General features: G+C 49.4%; 18 protein-coding genes. 10 read left to right on the forward strand and 8 right to left on the reverse strand.

The genetic code is table 11. From position 1 onward, the window contains the following. Positions 1-108: 108 nt before the first annotated feature. From glyA to B7991_RS07765, 6 genes are all read right to left on the reverse strand, one after another. Positions 109-1,392: a serine hydroxymethyltransferase gene (gene glyA, locus B7991_RS07740; RefSeq protein WP_088630309.1), complete on the reverse strand. Its 1,284-nt coding sequence runs from the start codon at positions 1,390-1,392 to the stop codon at positions 109-111. Positions 1,393-1,618: 226 nt separating this feature from the next. Then, positions 1,619-3,313: a right-handed parallel beta-helix repeat-containing protein gene (locus tag B7991_RS07745; RefSeq protein ID WP_176421781.1), complete on the reverse strand. Its 1,695-nt coding sequence runs from the start codon at positions 3,311-3,313 to the stop codon at positions 1,619-1,621. After that, positions 3,303-4,244: a TIGR02147 family protein gene (locus B7991_RS07750; RefSeq protein ID WP_088630311.1), complete on the reverse strand. Its 942-nt coding sequence runs from the start codon at positions 4,242-4,244 to the stop codon at positions 3,303-3,305. Before B7991_RS07750 ends, B7991_RS07745 begins: the two co-directional genes overlap by 11 nt. Before the next feature lie 482 nt (positions 4,245-4,726). Continuing rightward, positions 4,727-6,475 carry a GDSL-type esterase/lipase family protein gene (locus B7991_RS07755; protein ID WP_088630312.1) on the reverse strand — a complete coding sequence of 583 codons (1,749 nt, stop codon included), beginning with the start codon at positions 6,473-6,475 and terminating at the stop codon, positions 4,727-4,729. Positions 6,476-6,588: 113 nt separating this feature from the next. After that, the gene (locus tag B7991_RS07760) at positions 6,589-8,424 is read right to left on the reverse strand and encodes a GDSL-type esterase/lipase family protein (RefSeq protein WP_254917884.1); all 1,836 of its coding nucleotides are present in this window, start codon (positions 8,422-8,424) and stop codon (positions 6,589-6,591) included. A gap of 65 nt (positions 8,425-8,489) precedes the next feature. After that, complete coding sequence (locus B7991_RS07765; RefSeq protein ID WP_088630314.1) at positions 8,490-11,117, reverse strand: carbohydrate-binding protein; 2,628 nt, start codon at positions 11,115-11,117, stop codon at positions 8,490-8,492. Positions 11,118-11,387: 270 nt separating this feature from the next. Here B7991_RS07765 and B7991_RS07770 point away from each other — a divergent pair, with 270 nt between their 5' ends. Continuing rightward, positions 11,388-12,353, forward strand: a complete 966-nt coding sequence (locus tag B7991_RS07770; protein ID WP_014547088.1) for a YihY/virulence factor BrkB family protein — start codon at positions 11,388-11,390, stop codon at positions 12,351-12,353. Next, a complete protein-coding gene (locus B7991_RS07775) occupies positions 12,350-12,952 on the forward strand; it encodes a hypothetical protein (protein WP_088630315.1) in 603 nt (200 codons plus the stop codon). The genes B7991_RS07770 and B7991_RS07775 overlap by 4 nt, the downstream gene beginning before the upstream one ends. Before the next feature lie 167 nt (positions 12,953-13,119). On the opposite strand, the gene B7991_RS07780 is transcribed toward B7991_RS07775, so the two are convergent. Further along, a complete protein-coding gene (locus B7991_RS07780; protein WP_254917885.1) occupies positions 13,120-14,004 on the reverse strand; it encodes a fibrobacter succinogenes major paralogous domain-containing protein in 885 nt (294 codons plus the stop codon). A 149-nt stretch (positions 14,005-14,153) separates the two neighbouring features. On the opposite strand from B7991_RS07780, the gene B7991_RS07785 reads away from it, so the two are divergent. The 5 genes from B7991_RS07785 to B7991_RS07810 all read left to right on the forward strand — a co-directional run bounded on the left by B7991_RS07785 (position 14,154) and on the right by B7991_RS07810 (position 20,525). After that, positions 14,154-16,667 (forward strand): ABC transporter, encoded by a 2,514-nt coding sequence (locus B7991_RS07785; RefSeq protein ID WP_088630316.1) that lies wholly within the window; start codon positions 14,154-14,156, stop codon positions 16,665-16,667. Between the two features lie 67 nt (positions 16,668-16,734). After that, a complete protein-coding gene (locus B7991_RS14645; RefSeq protein WP_141099852.1) occupies positions 16,735-17,607 on the forward strand; it encodes a hypothetical protein in 873 nt (290 codons plus the stop codon). A gap of 3 nt (positions 17,608-17,610) precedes the next feature. Then, positions 17,611-18,840, forward strand: coding sequence for a glycoside hydrolase family 18 protein (locus B7991_RS07800; protein WP_235002816.1), 1,230 nt, complete (start codon positions 17,611-17,613; stop codon positions 18,838-18,840). 74 nt (positions 18,841-18,914) lie between these two features. Further along, positions 18,915-19,331 carry a Fur family transcriptional regulator gene (locus B7991_RS07805; RefSeq protein ID WP_073423067.1) on the forward strand — a complete coding sequence of 139 codons (417 nt, stop codon included), beginning with the start codon at positions 18,915-18,917 and terminating at the stop codon, positions 19,329-19,331. 36 nt (positions 19,332-19,367) lie between these two features. Further along, on the forward strand, positions 19,368-20,525 hold the full coding sequence (locus tag B7991_RS07810) for a GTP-binding protein (protein WP_088630319.1): 1,158 nt from the start codon (positions 19,368-19,370) through the stop codon (positions 20,523-20,525). 55 nt (positions 20,526-20,580) lie between these two features. On the opposite strand, the gene B7991_RS07815 is transcribed toward B7991_RS07810, so the two are convergent. Next, a complete protein-coding gene (locus B7991_RS07815) occupies positions 20,581-22,095 on the reverse strand; it encodes a glycosyl hydrolase 53 family protein (protein WP_088630320.1) in 1,515 nt (504 codons plus the stop codon). A 128-nt stretch (positions 22,096-22,223) separates the two neighbouring features. On the opposite strand from B7991_RS07815, the gene B7991_RS07820 reads away from it, so the two are divergent. From B7991_RS07820 to B7991_RS07830, 3 genes are all read left to right on the forward strand, one after another. Then, a complete protein-coding gene (locus tag B7991_RS07820) occupies positions 22,224-23,654 on the forward strand; it encodes a class I SAM-dependent methyltransferase (protein WP_235002818.1) in 1,431 nt (476 codons plus the stop codon). 2 nt (positions 23,655-23,656) lie between these two features. Next, positions 23,657-24,334 carry a uracil-DNA glycosylase gene (gene ung, locus B7991_RS07825; RefSeq protein WP_088630321.1) on the forward strand — a complete coding sequence of 226 codons (678 nt, stop codon included), beginning with the start codon at positions 23,657-23,659 and terminating at the stop codon, positions 24,332-24,334. Between the two features lie 120 nt (positions 24,335-24,454). Next, positions 24,455-25,591, forward strand: coding sequence for a cation diffusion facilitator family transporter (locus B7991_RS07830; protein ID WP_088630322.1), 1,137 nt, complete (start codon positions 24,455-24,457; stop codon positions 25,589-25,591). The last annotated feature ends 10 nt before the right edge of the window (positions 25,592-25,601 follow it).

Consider the following 25,601-nt stretch of genomic DNA (forward strand, 5'->3'; position numbering starts at 1 on the left):
TGTATTCAGATATGGCATAACCGCAGCCACGAACGCCAACGGCGTTAAATGCTGGTCTCGGTCATGTCCAAACAAGTTTGGCCGCGACACTCAACCAACGCATTTGTCCTACTTATAAAGCGGGTGCTTCTTGCAGAGAGCCACGATTTCTTCGCGGATCTTGGCGAGAGCAGCATCGTCGTCCTTAGCCTTGATAGCGCGGTCGATAATGCGGGCCACTTCGCGAGTGTCTTCTTCGTCGAAGCCACGAGTCGTGATAGCAGCAGTACCGAGACGGACACCGGACGGGTCCATCGGCTTGCGCGGATCGAACGGAATCGTAGAACGGCTGCAGGAGATGCCGACCTTTTCCATGGCCACTTCGGCTTCCTTACCGGAAACACCCTGAGAAGTCATATCGACAACGATGAGGTGGTTGTCGGTACCGCCACTAATAACCCTGTAACCGAGCTTCTGCATTTCATCGGACATAGCCTGAGCGTTCTTGATGACGTTCTTGGCGTAGGTCTGGAATTCCGGTTGCAGAGCTTCGAGGAATGCAACGGCCTTACCGGCGTTGATGTGGTCATGCGGACCACCCTGCATGCCCGGGAACACGCCCTTGTCGATTTCCTTGGCCAAAGAAACTTCCTTGAGTTCGCCCTTCACCATCTTCTGGATCGTGCGGTCCTTGCACATGATGATAGCGGAACGCGGGCCACGGAGAGTCTTGTGGGTCGTGGTCGTCACGATGTCGAAGTACGGCACCGGAGATTCGATTGCCTTACCGGCGATGAGGCCAGCAATGTGAGAAATGTCAGCCATCGTGAGAGCGCCAACTTCGTCTGCAATTTCCTTGAAGCGCTTCCAGTCGAGGTTACGGCTGTAAGCAGAGAAACCAGCGAGGATCATCTTCGGCTTTTCGCGGAGAGCAATTTCGCGGACCTTGTCCATATCGATGCGACCCGTTTCCTTATCGACTTCGTACTGCACGAAGTTGTAAAGCATACCGGAGAAGTTCACCGGATGGCCGTGAGAAAGGTGTCCACCGTGGTCGAGCTTGAGGCCGAGGACCTTGTCACCCGGTTTGAGAACGGCGAAGTAGACAGCAGCGTTAGCCGGAGAACCGGAAAGCGGCTGGATGTTCACATGGTCGCAACCAAAGAGCTTCTTGCAACGATCGATAGCGAGAGCTTCCATTTCGTCGATAACTTCGTTACCACCGTAGTAGCGCTTGCCAACGTAACCTTCACTGTACTTGTTCGTGAGAACAGAACCCATGGCTTCCATCACAGCCTTGGAAGTGTAGTTTTCAGAAGCGATAAGTTCGATACCATATTCCTGGCGTTCGGCTTCCTTCTGGATGATGTTATAGATTTCCGGATCGGTCTGTTGCAATGTAGATTTAAGCATTATAGCTCCTTTAAAGTTCGCGTCCCAAATATAGCTTTTTTAGACGAGAGACGAGGGACGAGAGACGAGAGATTTTTCTTAAAACTAGCACAAAGTGCAATCTTTTTATGGAAGGGGGATGTATCCCCCTGGTTCGCACGTTGTTACTCTCCACCCCCTCTACGGGCTTAGAGCCTGCCCCGGACTTGTTCCGGGGCCAGCCCGTAACGCCCGGCTTAGCAAGATTCTACCGGGGACCGGATTCATTCCTGACACGGACGGCAAGCTCTGCATCCGGGATTTCTACTAACACCATATAATCCAGTTCATAGCCATTGGCATCGCCAGCGAGATCCTCGCCACCAAGGCCAAACATATTCCCGTCCATTTTAACAAAGCCAAGCGTCGATTCGTCCGGCGTTCCGTCTTCGTTTTCAAGGCGGTACACAGCAACCGGCGTTTCGATATTGAACGCATTGTTTGAGATGTAGCAGGACGCTGAATCAGAACATTCAATTCCAGCCTGTTTTACATCATAGAAGAAGTTGTTGTACGCATGCAACTTGCCATGACGAGCAAGCACACCGCGAGCTTCCATGTTCGCAAAGTAGTTGTGGTGCATCGTAAGCGTCTGAGCGGTATCCACGTAAATGTCCGGTTCAAGCCCAAATAAAATGCCGGACTGTGCATTTTCAAAACGATTCCACGAGAGCGTGACCGCATTCGAGCCTCGCTTGACATCAACCAAGATTAGCGGATACTCTTCAAACGTGCAATGGTCCACCCAGACATGGTGCGTGCGGTTATGAATCGAGAGAGCGCGACGGCTTGTTGTATCATGAGCTGTTATCGCAGGCGCCGTAAAAGTCAAGTTTTCAAAAATAAGATTGGACGATTCATTTGTCACCCCCCCCATGCCCGTAATGCGAATATCACGCCCACGACCATCCACAGTTTTATCAGACTTTATGCGCAATGGCGAACGCAAATTGTACGTTCCATCTTTTTCAAAGAGAATCCAGACTGGAGTATCCTTCTCGGCGCATTCACGGAAAGAGCCCTGGGACAAGGCGACCTTAGTTCCGTAATTTCCCAACGAATCCACCTTTGAAGAGTCGACAACATCAATTAAATCTTCAGTTGTCGTGACAATGCAAACTTCGCCTTCCACTTTCTCAATTTTTCCCGTGCTGTCGGTTTTTCCAGTAGCACCAAGCGTTCCAACTGCATAGCCTTGAATTTGTTTGAGCAAGGCTTCATGAGCACTCCAGTCGCTCTCGGGATATTCTGTTGTTGTTGCGATTTCAGGCTTTACGACCTTGATGTCCGAAGCCACATCGGAGCCGTCAACAAACAAAGTATCCCCTGCATTGGATTGGACCGTCGTCGAATGGACTTCCTCCGGGTCGCCAATTTGCACATCGAAGCTCCCCTGCGGAAGCGAGTCAATTACAAAATGCCCTGTACTATCAGGAACAACATAACGGTCAAGGCCCGCCACGCGGACAACAGGCGATTCACCAAGGACTACATAGCCTTCAATAGACGTTAGTTCGCCCAACTTGATGGTATCAACCTTGGAATCGGCCTTGGCATCAAGCGCTATAGAAAGCACAGCGCCCGTGGCTTCCGTTTCGCTCACATTGCGAGCTTCAATGGTATAGCGACCATTGCGGACTTCGAATGAAACGTGCCCATCCTCATTGGTTTCATTCCAAGCTTCTTCCGCAGGGCCGCTAGAAAGGTAATTGTCCGGCAAAATGCGGACGCGCGCCATCGAAGCGGGCGTTCCATCCGCCATTTGAACATACAAAGCAATAGTTGATTCGGCTTCGGTGCCACCAGCGACATTTTTTTCACTACATGCTGCAAGGAGCATCGAAAGGACACCAAGCCAAGCAAGCAAGCGCATTTGAGCAATCGTCATCAAACTAGTTTTCATGATTGCCCCCTTGAACTTCATCAGGTTCGCGAGATTCATCCGTGATTTCACGAGAAGCATTCTGTATTTCGGCACCGCGAATGCGGCGTTTGCGCCCACGCCTCTGCGGTGGCGGATACGGGTCCGAAAGCGGGAAAAGTTGCATGCCGAGCTGGAAAACGCGATTCGGCTTTTGACACGCACCTACTTTAGCAAGCACTTCGCGACGGAACCTGCGCACCATTTCGACAAGCTCTTTATAAGTCGTTTCGTCACAACCAAATGCGAGCGTCGAAAGATTGCGTTCACCGCGATCAAAGCGGTCCATCGCCGTTTGCGCCACGTCCAGATTCTGTTGGATGTAAGCGTTCACCGCCGTATTGTACGATTCAAAGCCACTCGAAACAAGACCTTGCGTTTGTTCATAAAATCCTGTTTGCTCGTTTTTCTTGATCATCGACAAGCGTTCCAAAAGCGCAATCGAAGACTTTACCTGGCTTGCAGAAATCGGCGGGCGCACCATAAGGCCCAAGGCGGCATCGTCACCCACATACGGGTAAAAAGTCACAAGTTCACGAACGACAGCATGGTACCAATGGTCAAAATATTCAAACTGGTCCTTCGCCAAGTTTTCCACCTTGCATTCCTTGGACGCCACAAGCTTTTCCAGGAATTGGCGACTTTCGGTATGCGTTTTAGCCTGGTTAAAAGCAACCATGTTTGCAAAGTACGCTTTTTCGCGTTCGTCACTGCAAAAGATAGACGCAAAAACTTCGACAATGCGGTCGGTCAAATTGCGCTTGCCCTGCAAAATCTTATTGAACATCGATGAATCGAAGCCCGCTTTTTCGGCAATAAAACGATGGCTAAAACGCCAATCACTTGCATGGCGCTCTTCGTAGGCATCTTTCAAAAAATCGCGGTAATTCAGATATTCAAAGATATTGATCATTAGGCTATAAACTATGAGGTCGGGGCTTCGCCCCTTTGAGGTCTGAACTTGTGATTGTCATGCCCGTCCCGGAACTCGTCCGGGATGACAGACGGACATCTCCTTTTATTAGAAAGAGTTACTAATAGTAATATACATTATTGTCCACAGTTTTGCAAATTTTATGTCCACATTATGTTATAAAAAATGTGTTATTTTTTTTGAAAAATCTAAAAAAGTTCATTTTTTACGTGAAAAATATCGAATTATCAGATTTTCTCACGTAAAAATTCAGACAAACTTATTAAAAATTCAGCAAAAAGTATCTTTCGCCACCTTTTAGACAGTGCTTTAAGCTTTAAAAGCTCAAAATTTTTCATTTTAAAGCAAAAATCCGCATTCAAGCGGATTTTAACTACATACAACATCAAAATTTTACGTGAATATCAAGCTTATTTTGAAGATATTCACGTAATATCCAACTAAAAATGGAATTTTCGTTTTTAATAGCGGAAGTAGTTGCCTTTGGGGAGGTTTCGCAAATCCGACTGATTGCGAACATTTTGCACTTTTTGGCCAAGCGCATTGACCGTAAAGCCTTTTGTACGCGGTTGCGCAGCAAGCTTTTTGCCAACAAGCGCTGTAGTCTGCTTATTCTTCTCGCGAACAGCCTTGCAACCGGTACGATAAACATCCTTCATATCAAACGCAATCATGTCGATATTCGGGCCGCCATCTGCCGTCGCCGACTGTAAAATCACTTTGAAGTCCAAGGCATCCACCCAGACGTTGTCGATATAGACCGTATCCCACTTGTCCCAGCTTCCGGTGGACTTGAATGTCACATCGTAGGTGCCATTATCTACCGTAACCTTCATATCGCGATTAGCGCTTCCCGAAAACGAATAGCGGATCATCACACGGGCCTTTTCTGCAGACTGGTCCGAAGTCACCATGTACGTGGCCTTGCTGTAGGCAGAATTATCAAGATTGAAGAAACCGCCGCCAGTATAGCCTTCATGATTCTTTTCAGTCCAGCCATCTCCAAATTCAGGTTCCGCCATGTCAATCACTGACGGCCAAGCATCCGTACCAGCCTTGAGCGAGCACAGAGCTTCGTCGAGTTCCTTGACTTCCACTTCACCGCTTGAACTGCTAGAACCGCCACCAGGACCTTCTTCGTAAGAATCTTCCGAAGCATGAGAAATCGGCGTGCAAGCGGCACCGCCCTTGAACATCGCCGTGTATGTGATGTCACGGGCCTTCGTCTTGAAGCCATAATAAATCATGTTCTTCGAAACTTCGTTGCAGTCATCATCGACCCACTTTTCAAACGTCTGGCCGTTTGGCGTCACGCGGAGCGTCATCGGGGAACCCGCCGGGAAATACTGCGTCTGCGTAATGAGACCGTTGTAATTCGAGAGGTTCGTCTTGACCTTGATGGTATAACGCTTCTTAATTGCAGACACAAGCGTCGTAAGCGCAGCCTTTGCTTCGGCAGAGAGGTTCGTGTTGGACTTGAGATTATCTGCAAGCTCTTCGCAAATCATCTGGGCGTGGCCCATCGAGCCCATTTCCTGGAAGTGCGTCGTACCATCGTTCACTCCATCAGGGAAATTCGGGTATTCACCCTTTTCCAGCTTTTTGTAGAGATAGCGGGTCACATAATCGCCCATACCTTTGTACGTATTGTTATACGTGTTGTACGACTTCATGTTCAAATCGACAAACGGAATCTTGTTATTCTTGGCAACCGTCTGCATCATGCCGCGGGCATCGTAGTTGTTAGAGCCCGTCGAAAACACGTTGCGGCTACCGTTCAAGTTCATTGGAGAGACGAGGACGACATTGGCGCCCTTGCCCTTGCCAGCATCGACATACTGTTGGATGAATCCAGGGAACTTCGACGGCTCCACATAACGCGCGGCCTTTGAATAGTCGCGGTCATTATGGCCAAATTGCACAAAGAGGTAGTCGCCCTTTTGGAGCTTTCCCTTGACCTCGTCCAAGCGGCCTTCTTCGATAAACGTTCTAGAGCTACGGCCACCGATTGCATAGTTAAGGACTTTCACACGGGAGGCGTCAAAGAAATGCCCAAGCACCTGGCCCCAGCCCGTTTGCGGATAGACGTTATCCTTATACGTCTGCACGGTCGAATCGCCCACCACGTAAATCGAAAAACTGGTGGAATCGCTTACAGCGACACCTGTGAAAACAGCGGCAGCAAAAAAGAATTTTATAAACTTATTCATAGTAATTCCTTTATTGTCATGCCCGTCCCGGAACAAGTCCGGGATGACAGTCGAGCATCTCCATCTTGTATTTTGAAAGGTGATCCCCGCCTACGCGGGGATGACAAAAAACACTACCTTACCTTTGCGAATGTTGCAACAAGCTTTTTACTGCCTTGGCGGACCATCACGCGGTAAAGTCCATTTGCACGCACAAGCGAGGACAAATCGACTTCGCCTGCATCAACAGCCTTACGCACGACAAGATTTCCGTTCATATCAAACACACTTATGTCAGCGCGTTCCGTCAGCGAGAGCAGACCGCCATGGAGCTGAGATTCCGCACGCACGGCGCCTGCACGCAACGCAGTCGTTGCACAATCCACACCAACACGGCAGACACCATCTAGGTTAAAGCCAAACGCATCAAGGTTCGGAGCTCCATCAGAAGTCACCGACATAAACTTGAGTTCGGCTTCGCCCTGCGGCGCATCCATCACAACGTAAGCGGTATCCCACTTGTCCCAGCCACCTGTCGGAGGGGCGCTCAAATAGTAGTCGTGGTCAAGGTAGGCATTGAACATACGGTCTGTAGAACCGCCATTGGCGTAACGCACAGCAAGCGTCACGTAGCCTGCACCGGGGAACTTCACCTTGTAACTTGCAAACGACACGTTCGTGTTATCCAAGTTGAAATAGCCATCGCCAATATAGCCAGTCCATTCCGTTTGGGTCCAGCCAATTCCTGCAGTATCCGGCTTACTTGCGTCAAAGAATTTCTTGATATCCTTATCTACCTTGGTTTCTGTTTCTTCACTACCATCAATCGGCGTGAACGGTTCAAACGTCACATCGTCAAGGCTCTTCGGAGTCGTTGTCGGGAATGCGGTCAAAGCCTTGCCATCGCCCGTGTACTTCTGAGCGGTACCGCCTTCATACACTGCAGTGAACTGCGTCGATGCAGAACCCATGACAAACGTGTGGATGTACGGAGACTTTACATTGGAGCGGCTCGGGGCGCCGACCTTGTTGCCGTTACCGTCATACCAGCCCAAGAACTTTTTGCCGGACTTCGGAATTGTCTTGAGCATAACCGTCATGCCCTTCGGGTAGTAAGCGCTAAGAGAAGTCGCTTCGGCAGCGCCTTCCGGGCTCACCTTGACATCTACCTGGTACATAGGCGCCATGTAGTCGCCAAGTTTTTTCACAATCGGATCCTTGTGGGCGCGCATCTGTTCTGTAATGATACGTCCAAAGGCATTCGCACCGTTCATCTGTAAATGCACCTGGTCCGTCTGGTCACTGCCCAAGTTGCTATATTCAGATTTTGTAGCATAGTTGAAGATAAACTGTGCCGAATAGCGTTCGCCCACAGAAATCATGTAGTTCGCGACCATTTCGCTCATATCGATAAACGGAACGTTCAATTCCGTTGCAAGGCTCTGATTAAGAGCCGGGTAGCCACGATAGCTGTTATGGATCTGCGTTGGAGAATCATAGTACAAGCGACGAATCGGGCTCATGATAATCGGATAAGCGCCTTTCGCCCTGACATCGCTCACAAGCTTTTTCATGTTGGAGGCAAAGAAGTCTTCCGTGCTGTAGTTCACGTCGTTAATACCGAACTGGACAACGACATAGTCGCCAGCCTGCAACTTGTCCGCAATGCAGCCACCATTGGAGCAGCCCTTCTTAAAGAACATGTCGTAATAGCCGACCGCGGTGTTACCCTTTTTGTCCTTACCGCCGCCACCAAGCGACATGCCGCCCTGTCCACGGTTCACCACTGCCGCCTTGTTTACATCGAACCAGTAATGAAAATCCTGGCCCTGGCCCTGTTTGGGATAATAACCATCAGCCCAGTCCTGCATGGTGGAATCGCCAAGCATATAAATTGTAACCTTAGCCATTGCAAGTGGAGCCGCAATCATCGAAGTCGCAACAACGCCCTGCCAAAACTTAGAAAACATACCCATTTGAAAACCTCTTAAAAAATCCCAAAAGCTTCCGAGAGCAACTCCCGGAAGCACACAAGTTATTTTGCGGCCTTACGCAAGCTCTTCGAAATCACGCGACCGTTCAATTTTACAACCATCATGTAAGCACCACGCGGGAGCATTTCGCGGTCAAACATCACCTTAGACGTTCCGGCAGTCACATTGCGGGAGATTCCGCCAACGAGCTTACCTGTCACATCAAAGGCATAGATTTCAGCAAGGCCTGCTTCGCGCGTTCTAAGAATTCCCGTCACCGGATTATACACATTCGGCATAAACGTCTGAGAAGCCGCAATCGTCGTTTTCTGCGAACCATCATAAAGTTCCACGTCATCAATACCGAACGTAAACAAGTCGATATTTGGGCCACCATCACTTGTCATCGAAGAGAGCTTAAGCGTATTCACACCTGCCTTCAGCGTCACATCAATATTCGCTTCTTTATACGTCGTCCAGCCTGTAGCCGGGAAACTTACGGTTCCCACGGACTTACCGTTCATAGTGAGGGCCATGTTACGGCCGCTCGTTCCGCCATTTGCAAAGCGGATCGTAAGCGTTGTCTTGGCTTCTTTCTGCGAGAAGATTTCCCAGATGGCATAGCTAGCAAGCGTATTTTCGAAGTTGTAATAGCCATTTTTGAGGTAACCTTCGTTATCCTTTTCGGTCCAGCCAGCACCTTCCTTCGGCTTCGAGGCATCCAAGATGGACTCGCCATCGTTCACGACAGGAGTCGTATCAACCGGGACTTCAACACTTTCGCCAACAACGTAAACATCCGGCTGCTTGAGAGACTTGACCATATCCGGCAAGTAGTAGCCCAAGTGCGGCGGCTGGTTATAGGCTGTATTTTCGGAGGCAACCGCAGTACGGTACGTGGCGTCGTGCATCAAGGTATAGACGCGATGCGGGCTTGTAACCGGAGTGGCAATGATATAAATCGTCGTCGGATCCTTTTCAGAGCGCACAACGAGTTCTTCACGCCAGTCACCAAACAAGTCTGCAATAAGGCTCGGAGTATTCTTGGTGCCATTGCAACCCGTTACACCAAGCGCGGCCGGACCGTCAAAATAAGTTTCGGACTTCTTGTCGATGGAGTTAAACTTTGTTACAAAAGCACCGTCCAAAAGCTCATCGTATTCATCACCGTCAAAATAAATACGGAAATTCTGAGACACTGCAGGCGTTCCAATGAGCTTACCCTTAGCGGTTTTCATTCCACCACCCTTTGCAGACCACATTTCATAGCCACGATATTCAGAATCAACGTCCGCCGCCATGCCACGACCATTGTCCACTCCACCGGAAGAAGGCTGCGGAGTACCCCAAATAACCTTACCGTCATGGCCGCGCATTTCTTCGGTATACTGAGCATCCTTGTGTTCATGCACATCCCAGGATTCAAGCCCCGGATGGTCCGGATCCAGATCACCGATATGGTGAGCGTCGCCATGGCCAAGACCAGTGCGGTAGCGCAAAGTACCATCATGGTTCAAGGCTGCAGCACCGAAAAACACTTCATCATAACCATCGCCATCGAGGTCAGCCGCCTGAAGACTGTGGTTTCCTTCGCCATAGAGACCCTTGCCCGGGTCTTCAGACTTGTGGTACCAGCGTTGCTTCAATGTTTTGCCATCAAAATCATACGCAACCACATAAGCAGACGTGTAATAACCACGTGCCAAAATTGCACTCGGATGGACGCCATCCAAGTAGCCAGTCGCAGCCAGGTAGCGTTCGCAACGGTTACCGTAGTTGTCGCCCCAGTAGCCCTTGCCATCCTTGCCCTTCACATGCTGGTTGATGTCTCGACTCGGCACAAAATCAATCGTCGAAACCGCAGCGCCATCAGCACCGCGGAAAACGGTCAAGTATTCCGGTCCCTTGAGCACAAGGCCGTTGCCGTCACGGTAATCCTTGGACTTGTCGCCAATCGCCTTGCCTGTTCCGTCGATTGTACCGTCGGCGGTCTTCACAATCATTTCCGCCTTGCCGTCGCCATCGTAGTCAAAGACCTGGAACTGCGTATAATGAGCACCCGCACGGATGTTCTTGCCAAGGTCAATGCGCCACAGGCGCTTGCCGTCGAGCTTGTAGGCATCGATAAACACCGTACCCGTATAACCCGTTTGCGAGTTATCGTGTGCGTTAGACGGATCCCACTTCAAAATCAATTCGTATTCGCCGTCGCCATCGAGGTCGGCAGTACTCATATCGTTCGGAACGTAAGTGCACTTTTCACCGTTCGGCATTGTCTGAGCAGCAGGAACTTCAAGTTTAATCGTCTTGTAGGGGAAGGAATTTCCGCTGTTCGAGACCGTCTTATCCAAAACGAGAGACAGACCAATCTGGGACTGTTCTTTACCATCGACAACGGCAGCCACCGTGTACTTGGAGGTCGTTGCGCCCGCAGCATCAAGGTAGCTCGTGCCGGCAGACTTACCAACCGAGGCAATCTTCTTTCCATCACGATAGAGGACAAATTCCGTCGCCGGATCGTCGGTGCCCAACAAGCGCCAGCTAACCAGCATACCCTTGCCCACGTTTGACGCGACAAGGCCGCGCGTCAAGTTTTCCATTTGACGAGGCGCAGCAAAAGATGGAACAGCAAGCCCCGCAGCAAGCGCAGAACTTACAAGAATAGACTTGAAATTACGATTGGATCCCATATACAACGCTCCTAACGGTGTAAAACCAAACTCTTGTTTCTTTCAAATATAATCTCTTTTCAATAAAAAGTCCACATTTTTTATTATACTTTTAACTTTCAAACGATAATTTGCTAGAAAAAGTCCACAAAAGGAATTTATTATTTGTCTACATTAGTAAACCTGTTTTTAGGAAATTTCGACCACAAAAGTTCAGTTTTCGTAAAAAAACGAAACGAAACGCGCCAAAAGTTCTCGTAAGTCGTTCCTTTAACTATATTTAACACGAGTATGCCGCATTGGTGGAAAAATTTTTCGTGGGAATGGCTGTTCGATCATATCGCAGCCCGTTCTCCGACATTTGTAAAAATCATGGTTGTCACCGGAAAGTCATTCCTGTACTATCACGGAATGACCCGTGCCGCATCTTTGACCTACACGACGCTCGTGGCAGTCGTTCCACTCCTCATCATGCTCACCTCCATCACTCTCGCTGTCGGGTTCGGTAACTTCATTTCGGACTACCTCCCCATCGTGATTGACATGCTCAATCTGGACTGGCCGACCGAGCAAATCATGGACATCGTCGAAAACGCCGAGCACATTCCCATCAAAAAACTCGGATTTATCGGTGCTGGCGGTCTTTTCGTCACGTTTATCCTCGCGTTCGGAAGCCTCGAAACGAACTTCAACGTGGTCTGGGAAAACAAGACCTCGAGAACTTTGATTCGCCAGATTAAGATTTACACGCCATTCCTCCTCATCGGGGCTGCCGTAGTCGGCATGTTCGCAGGTTTCGTGAACCATGTGCAGAACGTGCTCAAAGTCATCATTGTTGACGGATTCCACTTTTCGCCAGAAGTCATCAAGGCGCTCATCACCGTATTCTGGTACTCGGCATTCCACATCGCGGCTCTCCTCGTGATTTTCATTATGCTTTATGCGCTCCCGGCGCGCCCGGCAGGCCACAAGCCCTACACCCGCCGCAAGCTGTTCTTGGCGTCGATGCTCTCGACTTTGCTTTCTTGGCTTGCCATCAACATCTACGTGAAGATTCTGATGCTCATCCAGACGGCAATGGTCACGCGTATGTCCATTTTCTACGGATCACTCGCTTTTATTCCACTATTCCTCTTCCTGCTCTTTGGCGTCTGGTCCATCATTTTGTGCGGCAACAGTCTCGTGTGGACAATCTGCCACTGGCCCGCAGTCAGCGCAAAGAACTGGAGATGGGAAGGAAACACGGACGGACTATGAAAACAAAACTTTTGACATCTCTCCTCATGGCGCTCGCACTCGCCGTAAGCTCCCACGCCGAACTCCAGGGTTCACAAGATTATGAACCGGGTAAATTGGATACATCGGGATGGAGCGCACTTTTGGGCGTTAGCGGCGGCAACTCGTTGATTGCCCGCGATGGCACAATTTTCATGACTCTCCGCATCGGCCTCGTGCTGAATCCCTACATTAGCCTGGGTGCATACAGTTCATCGATCCTTAGCGACGTGCAAAACCCCAAGGTTCACCATTCTCAGATGATCGACTACCATGCATTCGGTGCATTTGTCGAACCGGTCGTTTTCCGCGATGGTTTCTTTTCGATTTCGCTTCCCATGAGCATTGGCGGTGGTGAAGTCGATTTTATGGACAAGGGTGATGAAGACGGATTCAAGGCCGAAGACGCATTCTTTGTTGCTGACTTCGCCGCTCAATTCAACTTCCGCGTCACGAAACTTCTCGAAGTTTCTGTGGGCGGCGGTTACAGGCTGTTCGCCGGCATCGAAGCAAACAACCTCCAAAACAAGGATTTCCGCACTCCGTTTGGAGAACTGAGATTCACGTTTAAGGAATTTTAGTTCATCATCCCGAACATTAGCTCGTCATCCCGAGCAGCGCGAGGGAACCAGTAAAGTTTCTAATGAAAAATGGCCCGGCAGTAAGTAAACTGCGCGGGCTTTTCGTTTTTTAGAGGCTAGTGGACTCCTATGGAGTTCCTCACTGCTAGTCCTTTAGACAACGAACACTAAACCCGTTGACCATATTGTAGTTGCCTAGGTACGCATTGCCAGTGATGCTGTACAAGCTCATGTTGTACACGAAGATGGCTATCGGCCTCAGTAGAACTCCAGAAGTACGCGCGGTCGCCCACGCTATAGAAACCTCCTTTGTAGCCCCTGTAGCCAGCAGGCAACGCCAAGAACGAGAAAGCATCCGTGCCGTTGTCATTATTATACCACCCGGACGTGGACTTGAGAACCTTGCCAGCAGTTGATCGTCCGCCGACTGCGTTGAACAAAATTTCCCATTCGGCCTTGCTCGGCAGGTGCCAACCGCTCGGGCATACCCCCTGGATGTTTCCTGACGGCAGAGAGCATGTATTGCCATAGCCGCAGTCGCTCTCCGATCTGCCGACCGCAGCTGCCCAGGTGTAAAGCCGACCGTACTTTGTGCAGTTGGTTTCCTCGTTGTTATAGCAGAAGCTAGAGTCCGTTTTGAAGTTGAGATTTTCCGCCATCCACGTCTGGGCGCCGATGGAGACAGTCTTGTACGTTTGGCCATCGCGGGAGTCTATTATGGAATCCACAACTACTGTAGAAGGATCAACTATCAGGGACACACTAGAAGAACTTGAACGTGCTGACGACGAAGCTACACTGGATGAGCTACGCTTGTCTGAAGACGACGAAACAACACTAGACGAGCTACGATTAGTAGAAGATGAGGATTGCTCGTTTTTTTTACTCGACGATGACGTTTTTTTGCCAGAACTCGATTTTGCAAAACTGCTGCTTAACGATTTTTTTGTTTTTGCCGAAGACGAAGATTGAACAACGCTAGAGGAAGACTCGTCCGAAGGCTCAGTAATTGAGCCGCTATCATCACCGCAAGCGAGAAGGAAAATCATCATGAAAATCAATATACGAAGAGCAAATTTATTCATAATACGAAATATAGTAATCGGAACCGCGACTATGTCGCGTTATGCAATGAGTTTTTTACAGAAAAATCCTTACATTTTCAGAGCAAACCACTTTTTATAAAATTATCTTTTAAACGATGCTTGATTACATTTCTCTTCGCGGGTGCAGACTGCACAACTTGAAAAATGTGGACGCCCAGTTTCCACTGGGGAAAATTACGGTTGTATGTGGACCGTCGGGTTGCGGAAAATCGACGCTTGTGATGGACACGCTCCACGGCGAAAGCAAGCGCCGTTACCTTGAAACGCTCTCGCCTTTTGCGGCAGATTTGCTCGGTGGTAAGCGAACGATTCCGCTGGACAGCGCCGAAGGACTTCCGGCGAGTTTAGCGATTGCCGCCACGCGTGGAGAAGCACCCGCAAAAGCATCTGCGCTTTCGATTGCCGAATGTGACAATGCACTGCGAACATTATTCGCTGCGTTTGCAAAGCCCGCCTGCCCCATTTGCGGAGCCCCGATGGTGAGCCAGAGCCGCGAAGAAATCATCCGCGAAATTGCAGGAATGCCCGTTGGGACAAAGCTACAGTTCTTGGCGAAAATTGAAACGGGAAATGCGGAAATGGCGACCCCGTCCCCATACGCGGATCATGACCACATAAGAGCTAAAGCTCTAAGTGGTCAAAGACAACAAGTGCGGGGTGACATCAATGCAGACAGGAATGACAAAAAGAAAGCGCAGAGTAAGAGTCGCACGACGTTGGATAAACTGTCGGCCGTATTTTTGGCGCAGGGTTTTACACGCGCGATTGCCGACAGCACCATGTATTCGCTTGCTGACCTGCTGCCCGGCGAAAAAGTCTTGACACCCAAGGAATTTTTCATCATCGTTGATAGAATCATCGTCCGTGAAAACACACGCACGCGAATCGCAGAAGCTGTTGACGGAACGCTAAAGCTCACGCACTCTGCAATTACGCTTGACATTGCAGGTGAACGCAAGTTCTACAGCACAAAGCCGTGCTGCCCGAATGCAAACGATAAACAGCACCAAACAAGCGACATACGAGAAGCTATTGCGAGCCTAGATGCGCGTGCGTTCTCGTCATACAGCCGCACCAGTGTCTGCGAATATTGCGAAGGCACGGGACTTTTGGAAGCCTCGGAAAGCGACGAAGACGAAAATACGGAATGCCCGCATTGCAATGGTCTCCGCCTCAAGAAAACATACTTGAACGCGACTGTAGACGATGTCAGTTACAAGCAAATTCTCACGACGGAATTTGCAGATTTACCAGAACTTCTGCACCAAATTTTTGACAATAAAGTCGGTCAAAATCTAAAGGCGACTTTCAATTCGCTCCTCGACCGTATTGAAGCCATCAACGATTTGGGCATTGGCTACCTCACGCCAGGACGCGCGGGACAAACGCTTTCGGGCGGCGAATTGCAAAGACTCAAGCTCGCAAGCCTTAGCACTGGACATTTGAATGGTCTTTTGATTGCGCTAGACGAGCCCGCCAGCGGTCTCCATGCTAGCGATGTCGCCGCACTTTGGAAAGTTCTCGAAAAAATCCGCAAGCGTGGCAATACGCTCGTGCTCATTGAGCACAATCCGCAAATCATCAAGCGAGCTGATTACATCATTGAAATGGGGCCAGGCGCAGGCGAAAAAGGCGGCGAGATTTTGTTCCAAGGCTCTCGCGACGAAGTGCTGAACAATCCGGGATCGCCCACAGGAAAGTGGATTCGTGAATTAGGTGTAAAAGGAGATTCCCGCTCGGCGGCAATCCAAAACACCAAAGAAAGCACAGCGATTCTCGTTGAAAACTTCGCGAAGTTTGACATGGCGCCAGTCAACGCAGCCTTCCCCATCAATAAATTCAGCGTGATTACCGGCCAAAGCGGCAGCGGAAAATCGACACTCCTTTTTGAAAACATCGCCAAACGCGCCAAAGCCGAAGAATTCAAGAGCCTCGGCATCGACGCTCTTTCGATTCTCACAACCGGAGATTTTCACGGAAGCAAACGCAGCACCGTCTTGAGCGCCATCGGCCTCACCACACTATTACGCGACTTGTTCGCCAAGCTCCCCGAAAGCAAAGTACGTGGCTACACCGCCTCCAAATTCAGCATGCACGCCCCCGGCGGTCGCTGCGAAAATTGCAAAGGCGAAGGAGTCATCTACGATCCGCTCGGCTACGAAGAATCCGAATGCCCCGTTTGCCTCGGCAAGCGCTTTCGCGATGAAGTCTTGGAAATCCGATTCAAGTCGCTTTCCATAGCTGACATCTTGGACATGGAAATCGGCAGCGCATACAAGCTCTTCACGAACATGAAGCCGTTCGCTGAAAAACTGAAACCGCTTGTAGACACAGGCCTTGACTACTTGAAACTCGGTCAAACGACAGCACACCTCTCCGGTGGCGAACGCGCTCGACTCCGCCTTTCCATTACACTCGCGCGAGCCAAAGCGCCGAACACGCTATTTCTCTTTGACGAACCCGCCCGCGGTCTCCATCAAAAGGATATTCAGCAATTGCTCGACCTCATTCACGGACTTTGCAATGCCGGCCACACCGTCATTGCTATTGAACATGCACAAGACTTCGTCGACGCCGCGGATTATGTGGTGGAACTGAAGCGGAAATAAAAATATCTTTCTGTAATTCAAAAATTATATTTTAGATGTACCGCACGGGACGTTGCAAGGAGGATTTATGAACATTCGCAAATACTGGAAAAGGATTTTGTTTTCGGCCACAGCTCTATTTTGGGCTAGTTGCGGCGGAGACAGCGAAAATTTTTCATCCGTTCCATACAGCAATGAAAGTGAAACGTATTCAAGCAGTTCTACCGACATTCCATTGAGTAGTTCTGAAACAGTTTCAAGTAGTTCTACAGAAGTTTTTTCAAGCAGTTCAATTGAAATCATTCCAAGCAGTTCCAGCGTCGAAAAATTAGGCCCATATAAACTAGCAAGAGACACTTCAATCACGTGTAAATTAGAAAAATCATACTCCGGTTTTTGCGTTGGAGACATGAATGGGCATCATAAAATATATCAATTAATAAATAGTCTTGAACAAAATGACTCCCGTTCATTAGAAGAACTTAACGAAATCGAAAAGGAACTTGAGAAAATCGGCAGCAATCTCCTTATCGAAACACATTGCGTCAGTTACGAACATATAGATTTATTCAAATGTTCCAACGACAGTGCTTATGAAAAAAAATACTTCGACCCAGGGAAAAAAGATTATTACGTAATAGACAGCCTTCTCTATTCTTTCGAAGAATACAAGACTAAGTTTTCTTCTCCAGCACCATCCCCACTTTGTCAAAAAACAGATTTTGTATACGGAACAGATCCTGATGTTTTCGATGATACACAAGCATACATTGACAGCGTAAAAAAAGAAAAATTACTCTCTAGTGATGAACAAGCATGTATCAACACCGCGCAAGAGCATAACAGCGCCTTTATAGGAATTCTAGCAAAGACGCAAATATGCGATGGAATTTCTACGATAAACCCATACTATCAAGCGTTCATCCAAAATTCAATTGACGAATGTTTAAAAAAGGAGTAGCACGTGAAAAAGTTTGCACTCTCGATTTTACTTTACGCAGCATTTTGCTCAGCATGGGCCGCTCCGCTGTTTATCGGTTATTACCCCGATTGGGGCAAATGGCACAAGCCCGCCTACACTGTAGATAAAGTTCCGTACAACAAATTAACACACGTGCTGTGGAGTTTCATCACGCCAAACACGGATGGTTCATTGCGCGGAGATGCTGCAGAAGACCCAAGCGCACTCGACGAAATGGTAACGCTCGCCCATGCAGCCGGTACAAAAGTCATCGTCTCGCTCGGCGGTGGCGGACAAAGCGACAACTTCGTGCCCGTTGCATCAAACGATGCGCTCCGTCAAAAATTCGTCGCAAACCTCGTCAAATACGTCGCTGACCACAATCTCGACGGGCTTGATATGGACTGGGAATGGGAATACAATCCCGTCCCCGAGGCAGACACTATCGCCTACAGCAAATTGCTCACAGAACTACGCGAAGCCCTCCCCAAAGACAAAAGCCTTTCGGCAGCGCTCCCCTGCTCGCCCTATTACGGAAAATGGTTCACAGCCGAAGTTCTCGTGAAAAACTTGGACTGGTTCGGCTTTATGACTTACGATATTACCGGCGACTGGGATGACAAAGCCATGTTCGATTCGCCGCTATACCCACACGATGGATACACCACATGGTCGTGGGAAGAAACACGCGACTATTGGAAAAAGCGCGGCGTCCCGACAGAAAAAATGGTCTTTGGAATTCCGTCATTCGGCTTTGAATTTCAAGGAGCAACAGGACCGGGCACAGACTTTACCAAAGGAACCGCCAAGCAAATCGCATACAAAGATATCGTCACAAACACCGACTGGAAATACTTCTATGACAGCGTCGCTGTAGAGCCCTACGGCGTATCTTCAACCGGATACGTGACCTTCGAAGACCCGCATTCTTCCGCCGTCAAATCGCGATGGGTCAAGGAGAATGGTTACGCAGGCATCATGGTCTGGGAAGTTTCGCACGACTACATCGAAGGCGTCGGAAATCCGATTCTCGATAGCATCGCTGTCATACTGCGCGAAGAAACGACGGGAATCCGTGACATTCACAAGAAGCGTGCGACGAGCTCTCGGCTAGACGCCTCGAAAAAAACGAATGCGCAAACAAAGCGCGTAGATGCCCTCGGAAAAAGCGTACAAAACAAAGGCCACGAAAGTCGCCTAAAGAACAAGTTTATTTTTAGAGTGGAACCGTAAATATACCTTTCCCCTTGCCAAACATCTCTTACTTTAGTATAATTTGATAACGGTTATCAAATTTCGAGATAAGCATGGGCATTATTAAATACAAAACCAAACAGCAGGAACTGCTCCTATCTTGCTTCAAAGCGATGCAGGGCCGCCATTTCACAGCAGAAGACGTGGCGGCTTATTTCCAGAAGCAGAACATTTCTATCGGCATTGCAACTATCTATCGCCAGATTGAAAAGTTTGTGGCGATGGGCGTTGTTCAAAAGTATTTCCTTGGCGAACAGAACGCCGCCTGCTTCCAATACATGGGCGAAGAATGCCACAAAGAAGTTTCGCATTTTCACCTGAAGTGCGAAAAATGCGGCACGCTCATCCATCTCGAATGTCACGATCTTGAACAGCTGAGTTCGCACCTGATGGCAGAACATGGTTTTGCACTTGATCCATTCCGCACTGTTTTTTACGGACTTTGTGAGAACTGCCGCCTAGCGAGCTAACAACTTAATTACATATTTTTTTTACAAAGGATTCTTATGAAAAAGAATAAGAAACCGGTGGTACTCATCACCGGGTATTTGGGGTCGGGTAAAACCACGCTTTTGAACAATCTTCTCAAGCAAGAAAAGAGAAAAGTCGCCCTAATCGTAAACGATATGGGTAGCATCAACGTCGATGCTGAGATTTTGAAAAAGAACGGTTCGAACGTCACCGAATGCCCGATGTTCGAATTGCAAAACGGATGCATCTGCTGCACCTTGCGCGATGAATTCATCCAGCAGATTGAAAAAATTTCCAACCTCGATTCCATTGAAGTCGTATTTGTCGAAGCCTCCGGCATCAGCGATCCGGGTGCGGTGAGCGCAAGTTTCCTTGCTTACGAAGAAGACAACCCGAATACGAATGTTTACTTGACATCCATCGTCACAGTGGTCGATGGCGATAGAATTTACCGCGAATTCCTTAGCGAATTAAAGCAGAAAAGAGAAGAAAGAGATTCGCTCGCCGAAAAGTACGACTTGAGCGATGAAGAAATTTCCACACTGATTGTAGATCAGATCGAATTCTGCAATTTCATCATTTTGAACAAGTGCGACCTACTCAGCGCAGACCAGCTCAAGGAAGTGGAATCCGTTGTTCGCGATTTCCAGCCGCGAGCCCCGATTATCCATTCCGTCAACGGCGATATCGACATCGAAAAAATCATGACGACAAAGCCGTTCAACTATGATCAAATTGATTCCTCTTCGGCCATCCAGAAGGCTACCGCAACATTAACCCAGCCAGGTCGCAAGAACAATGGTTGCGTTGACGAATACGGAATCACATCGTTCGTTTTCGAAGCTAGACGCCCGTTCAACAGAACCCGCTTTATGGAATTTGTCAACAACAGATACCCGTCACAGCTCATCCGTTCCAAGGGCTACATCTGGTTTTCAGACGCCAGCAAGGACGTGCAGCTTTTCGAACAGGCAGGTCGTAATTCCTCGATTTTGCCCGTTTCGTACTGGATTGATGCTCTGCGCGAAGACGTAAAGCAATCGTACATTGACGAAAATCCTGAAATAAAAGAAAACTGGGACACTCAATTTGGCGACCGCGAAAACCAGGTTGTGTTCATCGGCAAAGGCTACAACAAGGACGACATCATTGTCGAGCTTGAAAAATGTCTTGACGAAAGAGCGTTTGCATAACCGCAAAAAAAACGAGCTGAAATAGCATAGGGACCGCAAGGTCCCTTTTACGTTTTTAGAAAAACTCTTCAAAAGCCTTAGCGTTTGCGTAAAGGTCGTTGCCACGCCAGTCAAAAAGTCCCGAGCCCCACGCACCGCCGATTGTCGGTTCCCAGAAGAACGAGCCGATCCAGCGGTTCATTTCGCGGACGGATTCACGAGTCTTTTGGCGGGATTTGTCGAAATTGTAGTGGTTATCGGAATCACCACCATTGTATTCCGCAACGATAAATTCCAATTTTGAATACTTTGTCGTAATCGTATTGAACAAATTTTTCCACTTATCGGGTGTGCCGTCGCCGTATGCCGTGTAAGCGGAGAAGCCCATCACGTCAGCAGGGATTTTATAGTCATCAAAGATGACGCCCATCCACCACTTTACGGTTTCTTCTTTGCGGATGCTTTCGATGTGGAGCACCGTTTTCGTTGTCGGCGAAACATCCTTGACCGCCTTGATGCCCGCATTGAAATACTTGGCGGCATTTGCCTTGCCCGCCGATGTTCCCATATCGCCATTGACAGAAGTCGCAGCCTTATCGACACCATTTCCCCAACAGTCTGTTTTGCTGTTTGGCTTGTGGATCAAGATGCCTGGAGTCGTTTCATTGCCAACTTGCACCATGTCTGGCGTTGCACCAGCATTCTTAAGTGCAATCATCAAATCCTTGGTGTATGCGTACACGGAATCCGCCATCGCATTGGCATTATTCACGTTACGCCAGCGTTCGGGGATAATCTGCTTGCCAGGATCCGCCCAGACATCGCTGTAATGGATATCAACGAGAAGCCCCATGCCCGCCGCTTTGACTTTCTTGGCAAAAGCAACAACGTGGTCTTTGTCTCCATACGCTTCGGAATCATGACCGCAACCGCTCGCCGCATAGCCGTACTTTGCCTTGGGCGAAACAAACGTGCGCAAGCGAATGGAGTTAAATCCGTGATTTTCCAGGATTGTGAAGATGTCGCTTTCTTTGCCATCGACATCGTAGAACTTCGTATTATTTCGTTCGTATTCCTGGACTTCGGAAATATCGGCGCCATTGTAGAAATCAATTTTTATAGGTTGTGCAGAAGATGAATTGGGCGCTTGCGATGACGAGGATTCTATTGCAGAGGAGGGTTGCGACGCATTAGAAGACGACGAGGATTCTGTCACCGATGACTGAGCTTCGGACGAGGAGGAACTCTGCAACGTTTCAGACGACGTCGGTTCTACCGCAGACAATGTCGCCACGGCTGAAGACGATTCCGTCCCTGCCGACAAAGAAGTTTCCGAGGACGAGGGGCCACCCACATCTTGACTAGAGGACGATAAATTTTCAACAGACGACGAGGATTCTTGAGCCGAGGATTCCGGTACGCTAGAAGATGATTCCGGATCAAGTCCGGAATGACATGACGAAGATTCTTGCACAGACGAAGAACTCAAAGCATAAACAGGCGACGAAGCCGTATCGTCACCACAAGATTGCATTAGCAAAGCAACAGAAGCGCAAGACACGCACGCCGCAAGATTTTTCAAAAACTTCATACCAACCCAATCCTATTAAAGGAGATTTCCGCTCAGAGGCGGGAATGACATACATAAAAATACATCTTAATCGCTAATCCTCAAAATTTTAAATTGTAAAATTCCCGCATAAAAATTAAATTTCTAGCATGTTCAACGCGGATTTACTCACTTCGGCTAAAGTTCAGGATTTCATCAAGCTTGCAACCAAGAAAAAATTGGATGCATTGCAAGTTTCGACGCAGCTAGCCAAGGAATTCAGCAACGAAGAACGAGCCGTCATTATGGACTATATGGCTCTCGTGCCAAAATTTCGCGAAAAATTCGGAATCGAGAGTACCGCGTTCCTCCTTTGCGACAAACTAGCGCTGGAACAGAGCACAGCGCAAGATATCGGACGCTGGAAAGCTACGCTTTGGGAATGCGCTCGCCAAACGAACAAGAACAGTAGTGAAGGCACCCCCGTCGTACACGACCTTTGCTGCGGCATGGGCGGCGATTCCTTCTACCTGCCCAAGGACTTTTTGACCATCGGCGTGGACCTCGACGAAAACCGACTTGCAATGTTCCGCTACAACAGCAGCGTAATGCGAGGTGTCTCGCAAGAATCTAGCGACGCGCACACCATCCTCGCCGATGTCCGCGAAGTCACCAAAGAAAACGATTCCAAGAATGCGACGCTCGCCCGCCCCAAAGCCGACTATTTCACGATTGACCCTGCCCGCCGCGCGATTGAAGGCGAGAACCAGCGTGACCTGCGCAACCTCACGCCCACATTCGAAGAAGTCATCGAAATTTCGAAGCACTACAAAGGCGGCATGGCAAAAATTCCGCCCGGATACCCCATTTGCGAAATCCCGCAAGGCACAGAAATCCTGTACATCGGTTCTCGCACGGACTGCCGAGAATGTTTGGTACTGTTCGGCGAGCTCGCCAAGAATCCCGACCATGTCCGCGCCGTGATGGTCGACAAAACAGGGAACGAAATTGCCAACTGGACATTCGCCCGCGACGAAAAACGCGAAGCCCGCAACGAGAACGAGCAATCGCAATACGATCACAATTACGAACTCGAAGGGCGCGACCGCGTTTACCGCACATCGAGCAGCGAATCCGACTTGCCTCTTGGCGGAATTTCAAAGTTCATCGCGGAACCCGCACCAGTATTGCTCCGCAGCCACCTCTTTGGAGTGGTCGCCCTCGCGCACGACGAAACCACGCATCTGATTTCGCCGGGCATAGCTTACGTAACCAGCGAAAAACCACTCCCCTCGCCCGCCTTCGCCAACTACGAGATTTTGGAATCGTCCGAGATTTCGACAGGCGCCGTCCGCGCGATGCTCAAATCGCACGACATTGGAAAACTCACGCTCAAGTTGCGAGGCGTCAAAGTCGACCCCGATCAAGAAATCAAACGCCTCAAGCCCAAAGGCAAAAACAGCGCAACGTTATTCTACACACGTCTCGACGGCGAGAAAATCGCGATACTCGCGAATCCTGTAAAGGAGATGCCCGCCTCCGCGGGCATGACAAGCGGCGGAGCCGTTCCTAAAACCTATAACCAAACACCTACAACCTAACCATGTCCGTAAAACTTGAACAATCTTGGCTAAAACTGCTCGCCGACCAGTTCGAACAGCCGTATTTTAAGCAAATCAAGGCAAAACTTTTGCAGGAACACGCGGAACATCACGTGGTGTATCCCCCCGGACCGCAGATTTTTGCGGCCCTAGACTATTGCCCCGTCGATAAAGTCAAGGCCGTCATCATCGGACAAGACCCGTACCACAATCCAGGTCAGGCTCACGGGCTTTGCTTCTCGGTGCCGTTTGGAATCGAGCCGCCGCCATCCCTCGTGAACATTTTCCAGGAACTCCACGATGACCTCGGCATCACACCGCCACCACACGGGAACTTGGAAGGCTGGGCTCACCAGGGAATTTTGCTTTTAAACGCATCGCTCACGGTGCGCGCCCACATGGCGGCAAGCCACGCAGGCATTGGCTGGCAGCAGTTCACGGACACGATTATCCAGCGTCTTTCGCAAGTCCGCGAAAACCTCGTCTTTTTGCTCTGGGGTAGTTTCGCCATCAAAAAGCAAGTGCTCATCGCGCCCAATCGCGGTCACCTGATTCTTACCGCCCCGCACCCGAGCCCGCTCTCGGCATACCGCGGATTCTTCGGATGCAAGCACTTCAGCAAGGCAAATGCTTACCTTGTCAGCAAGGGGCTCGAACCCATCGACTGGAGCATAAAATAGACGAGAGACGACAAATGCGAAAGCCGAGAGTCGCGACAAAACTTGTTTTGGCATGACCGAGGTTAGCATTTGGGATTAGAGCAAAGCGATAATCCAAAGAAAAATTAGTAGGAGAATCATATGGCAAAGAACTGCAATGAAGAAAAGCACAACGAAGAAAACCGCAATAAAGTCATCGTCAAGACTAGCGTTGTCGGGATTGTCACGAACGTCATTCTCGCGAGTGTCAAGGCGGTTATCGGCCTTATGGCGAACTCCATCGCTGTCGTTCTCGACGCCGTAAACAACCTCTCGGACGCGCTCTCGTCCATCATCACGATTGTCGGCAACAAACTCTCGCGAAAATTGCCCAACGAAAAGCACCCGCTCGGTTACGGCCGCATTGAATACCTGACCGCCATGGTCATCGCCTCCATCGTGATTTACGCGGGCATCACCTCTTGTGTGGAATCCATCAAAAAAATCATCCACCCCGAAGAAGCCGATTACTCCACCATTTCACTAGTCATCATCGCCATCGCCGTAGTCGTGAAAGTCGTCCTCGGGCGTTACGTGAAATCGCAAGGCGAGCGCGTGAATTCCGGTTCGCTTATCGCCTCCGGCTCCGATGCGCTCTTTGACGCCATCCTCTCCCTTTCCGTTCTCGCCTCGGCACTCATCTTTATTTTCACGGGACTCTCGCTCGAAGCATACGTCGGCGTTCTGATTTCCATCTTCATTATCAAGGCCGGCTTTGAAATGTTGAAAGACACCGTCAGCGACTTGCTCGGCAAGAAAAACGACAACGAACTCACCAAGCAAATCAAGAGCCTCATCCGCAGCGAAGAAGGCATCCACGGCGCATACGACCTCGTCATCAACGATTACGGCCCCGAAAAGAAGCTCGCCTCCGTGCACGTGGAACTCCCCGATACCATGACCGTCGCCGACCTGGATTCCCTCACACGCAAGCTCGAAAAGAAGGTCTACAGCGAAACAGGCGTCATCCTCACCGCTATCGGCGTTTACTCTTACAACACCCAAAACGACGAATCCGCCAAAATCCGCGACACGATTTTAGACAAAGTCAAGTCACACGATTGGGCTCTCCAGATGCACGGTTTTTACGTGGACATCGAAGCCAAGGAAATGCGCTTTGACGTGGTTATCAAATTCGGCGTGAACGCCCAAGAAGCCCTTGATACAATCAAGAGCGAAGCAGCTGAGCTTTACCCCGACTTCACGATACAGGTTTCACCCGATATCGATTTGGGATAATATTCAAGTT

This window comes from Fibrobacter sp. UWB3 (genome assembly GCF_002210405.1).
Taxonomy (GTDB): Bacteria; Fibrobacterota; Fibrobacteria; order Fibrobacterales; family Fibrobacteraceae; genus Fibrobacter.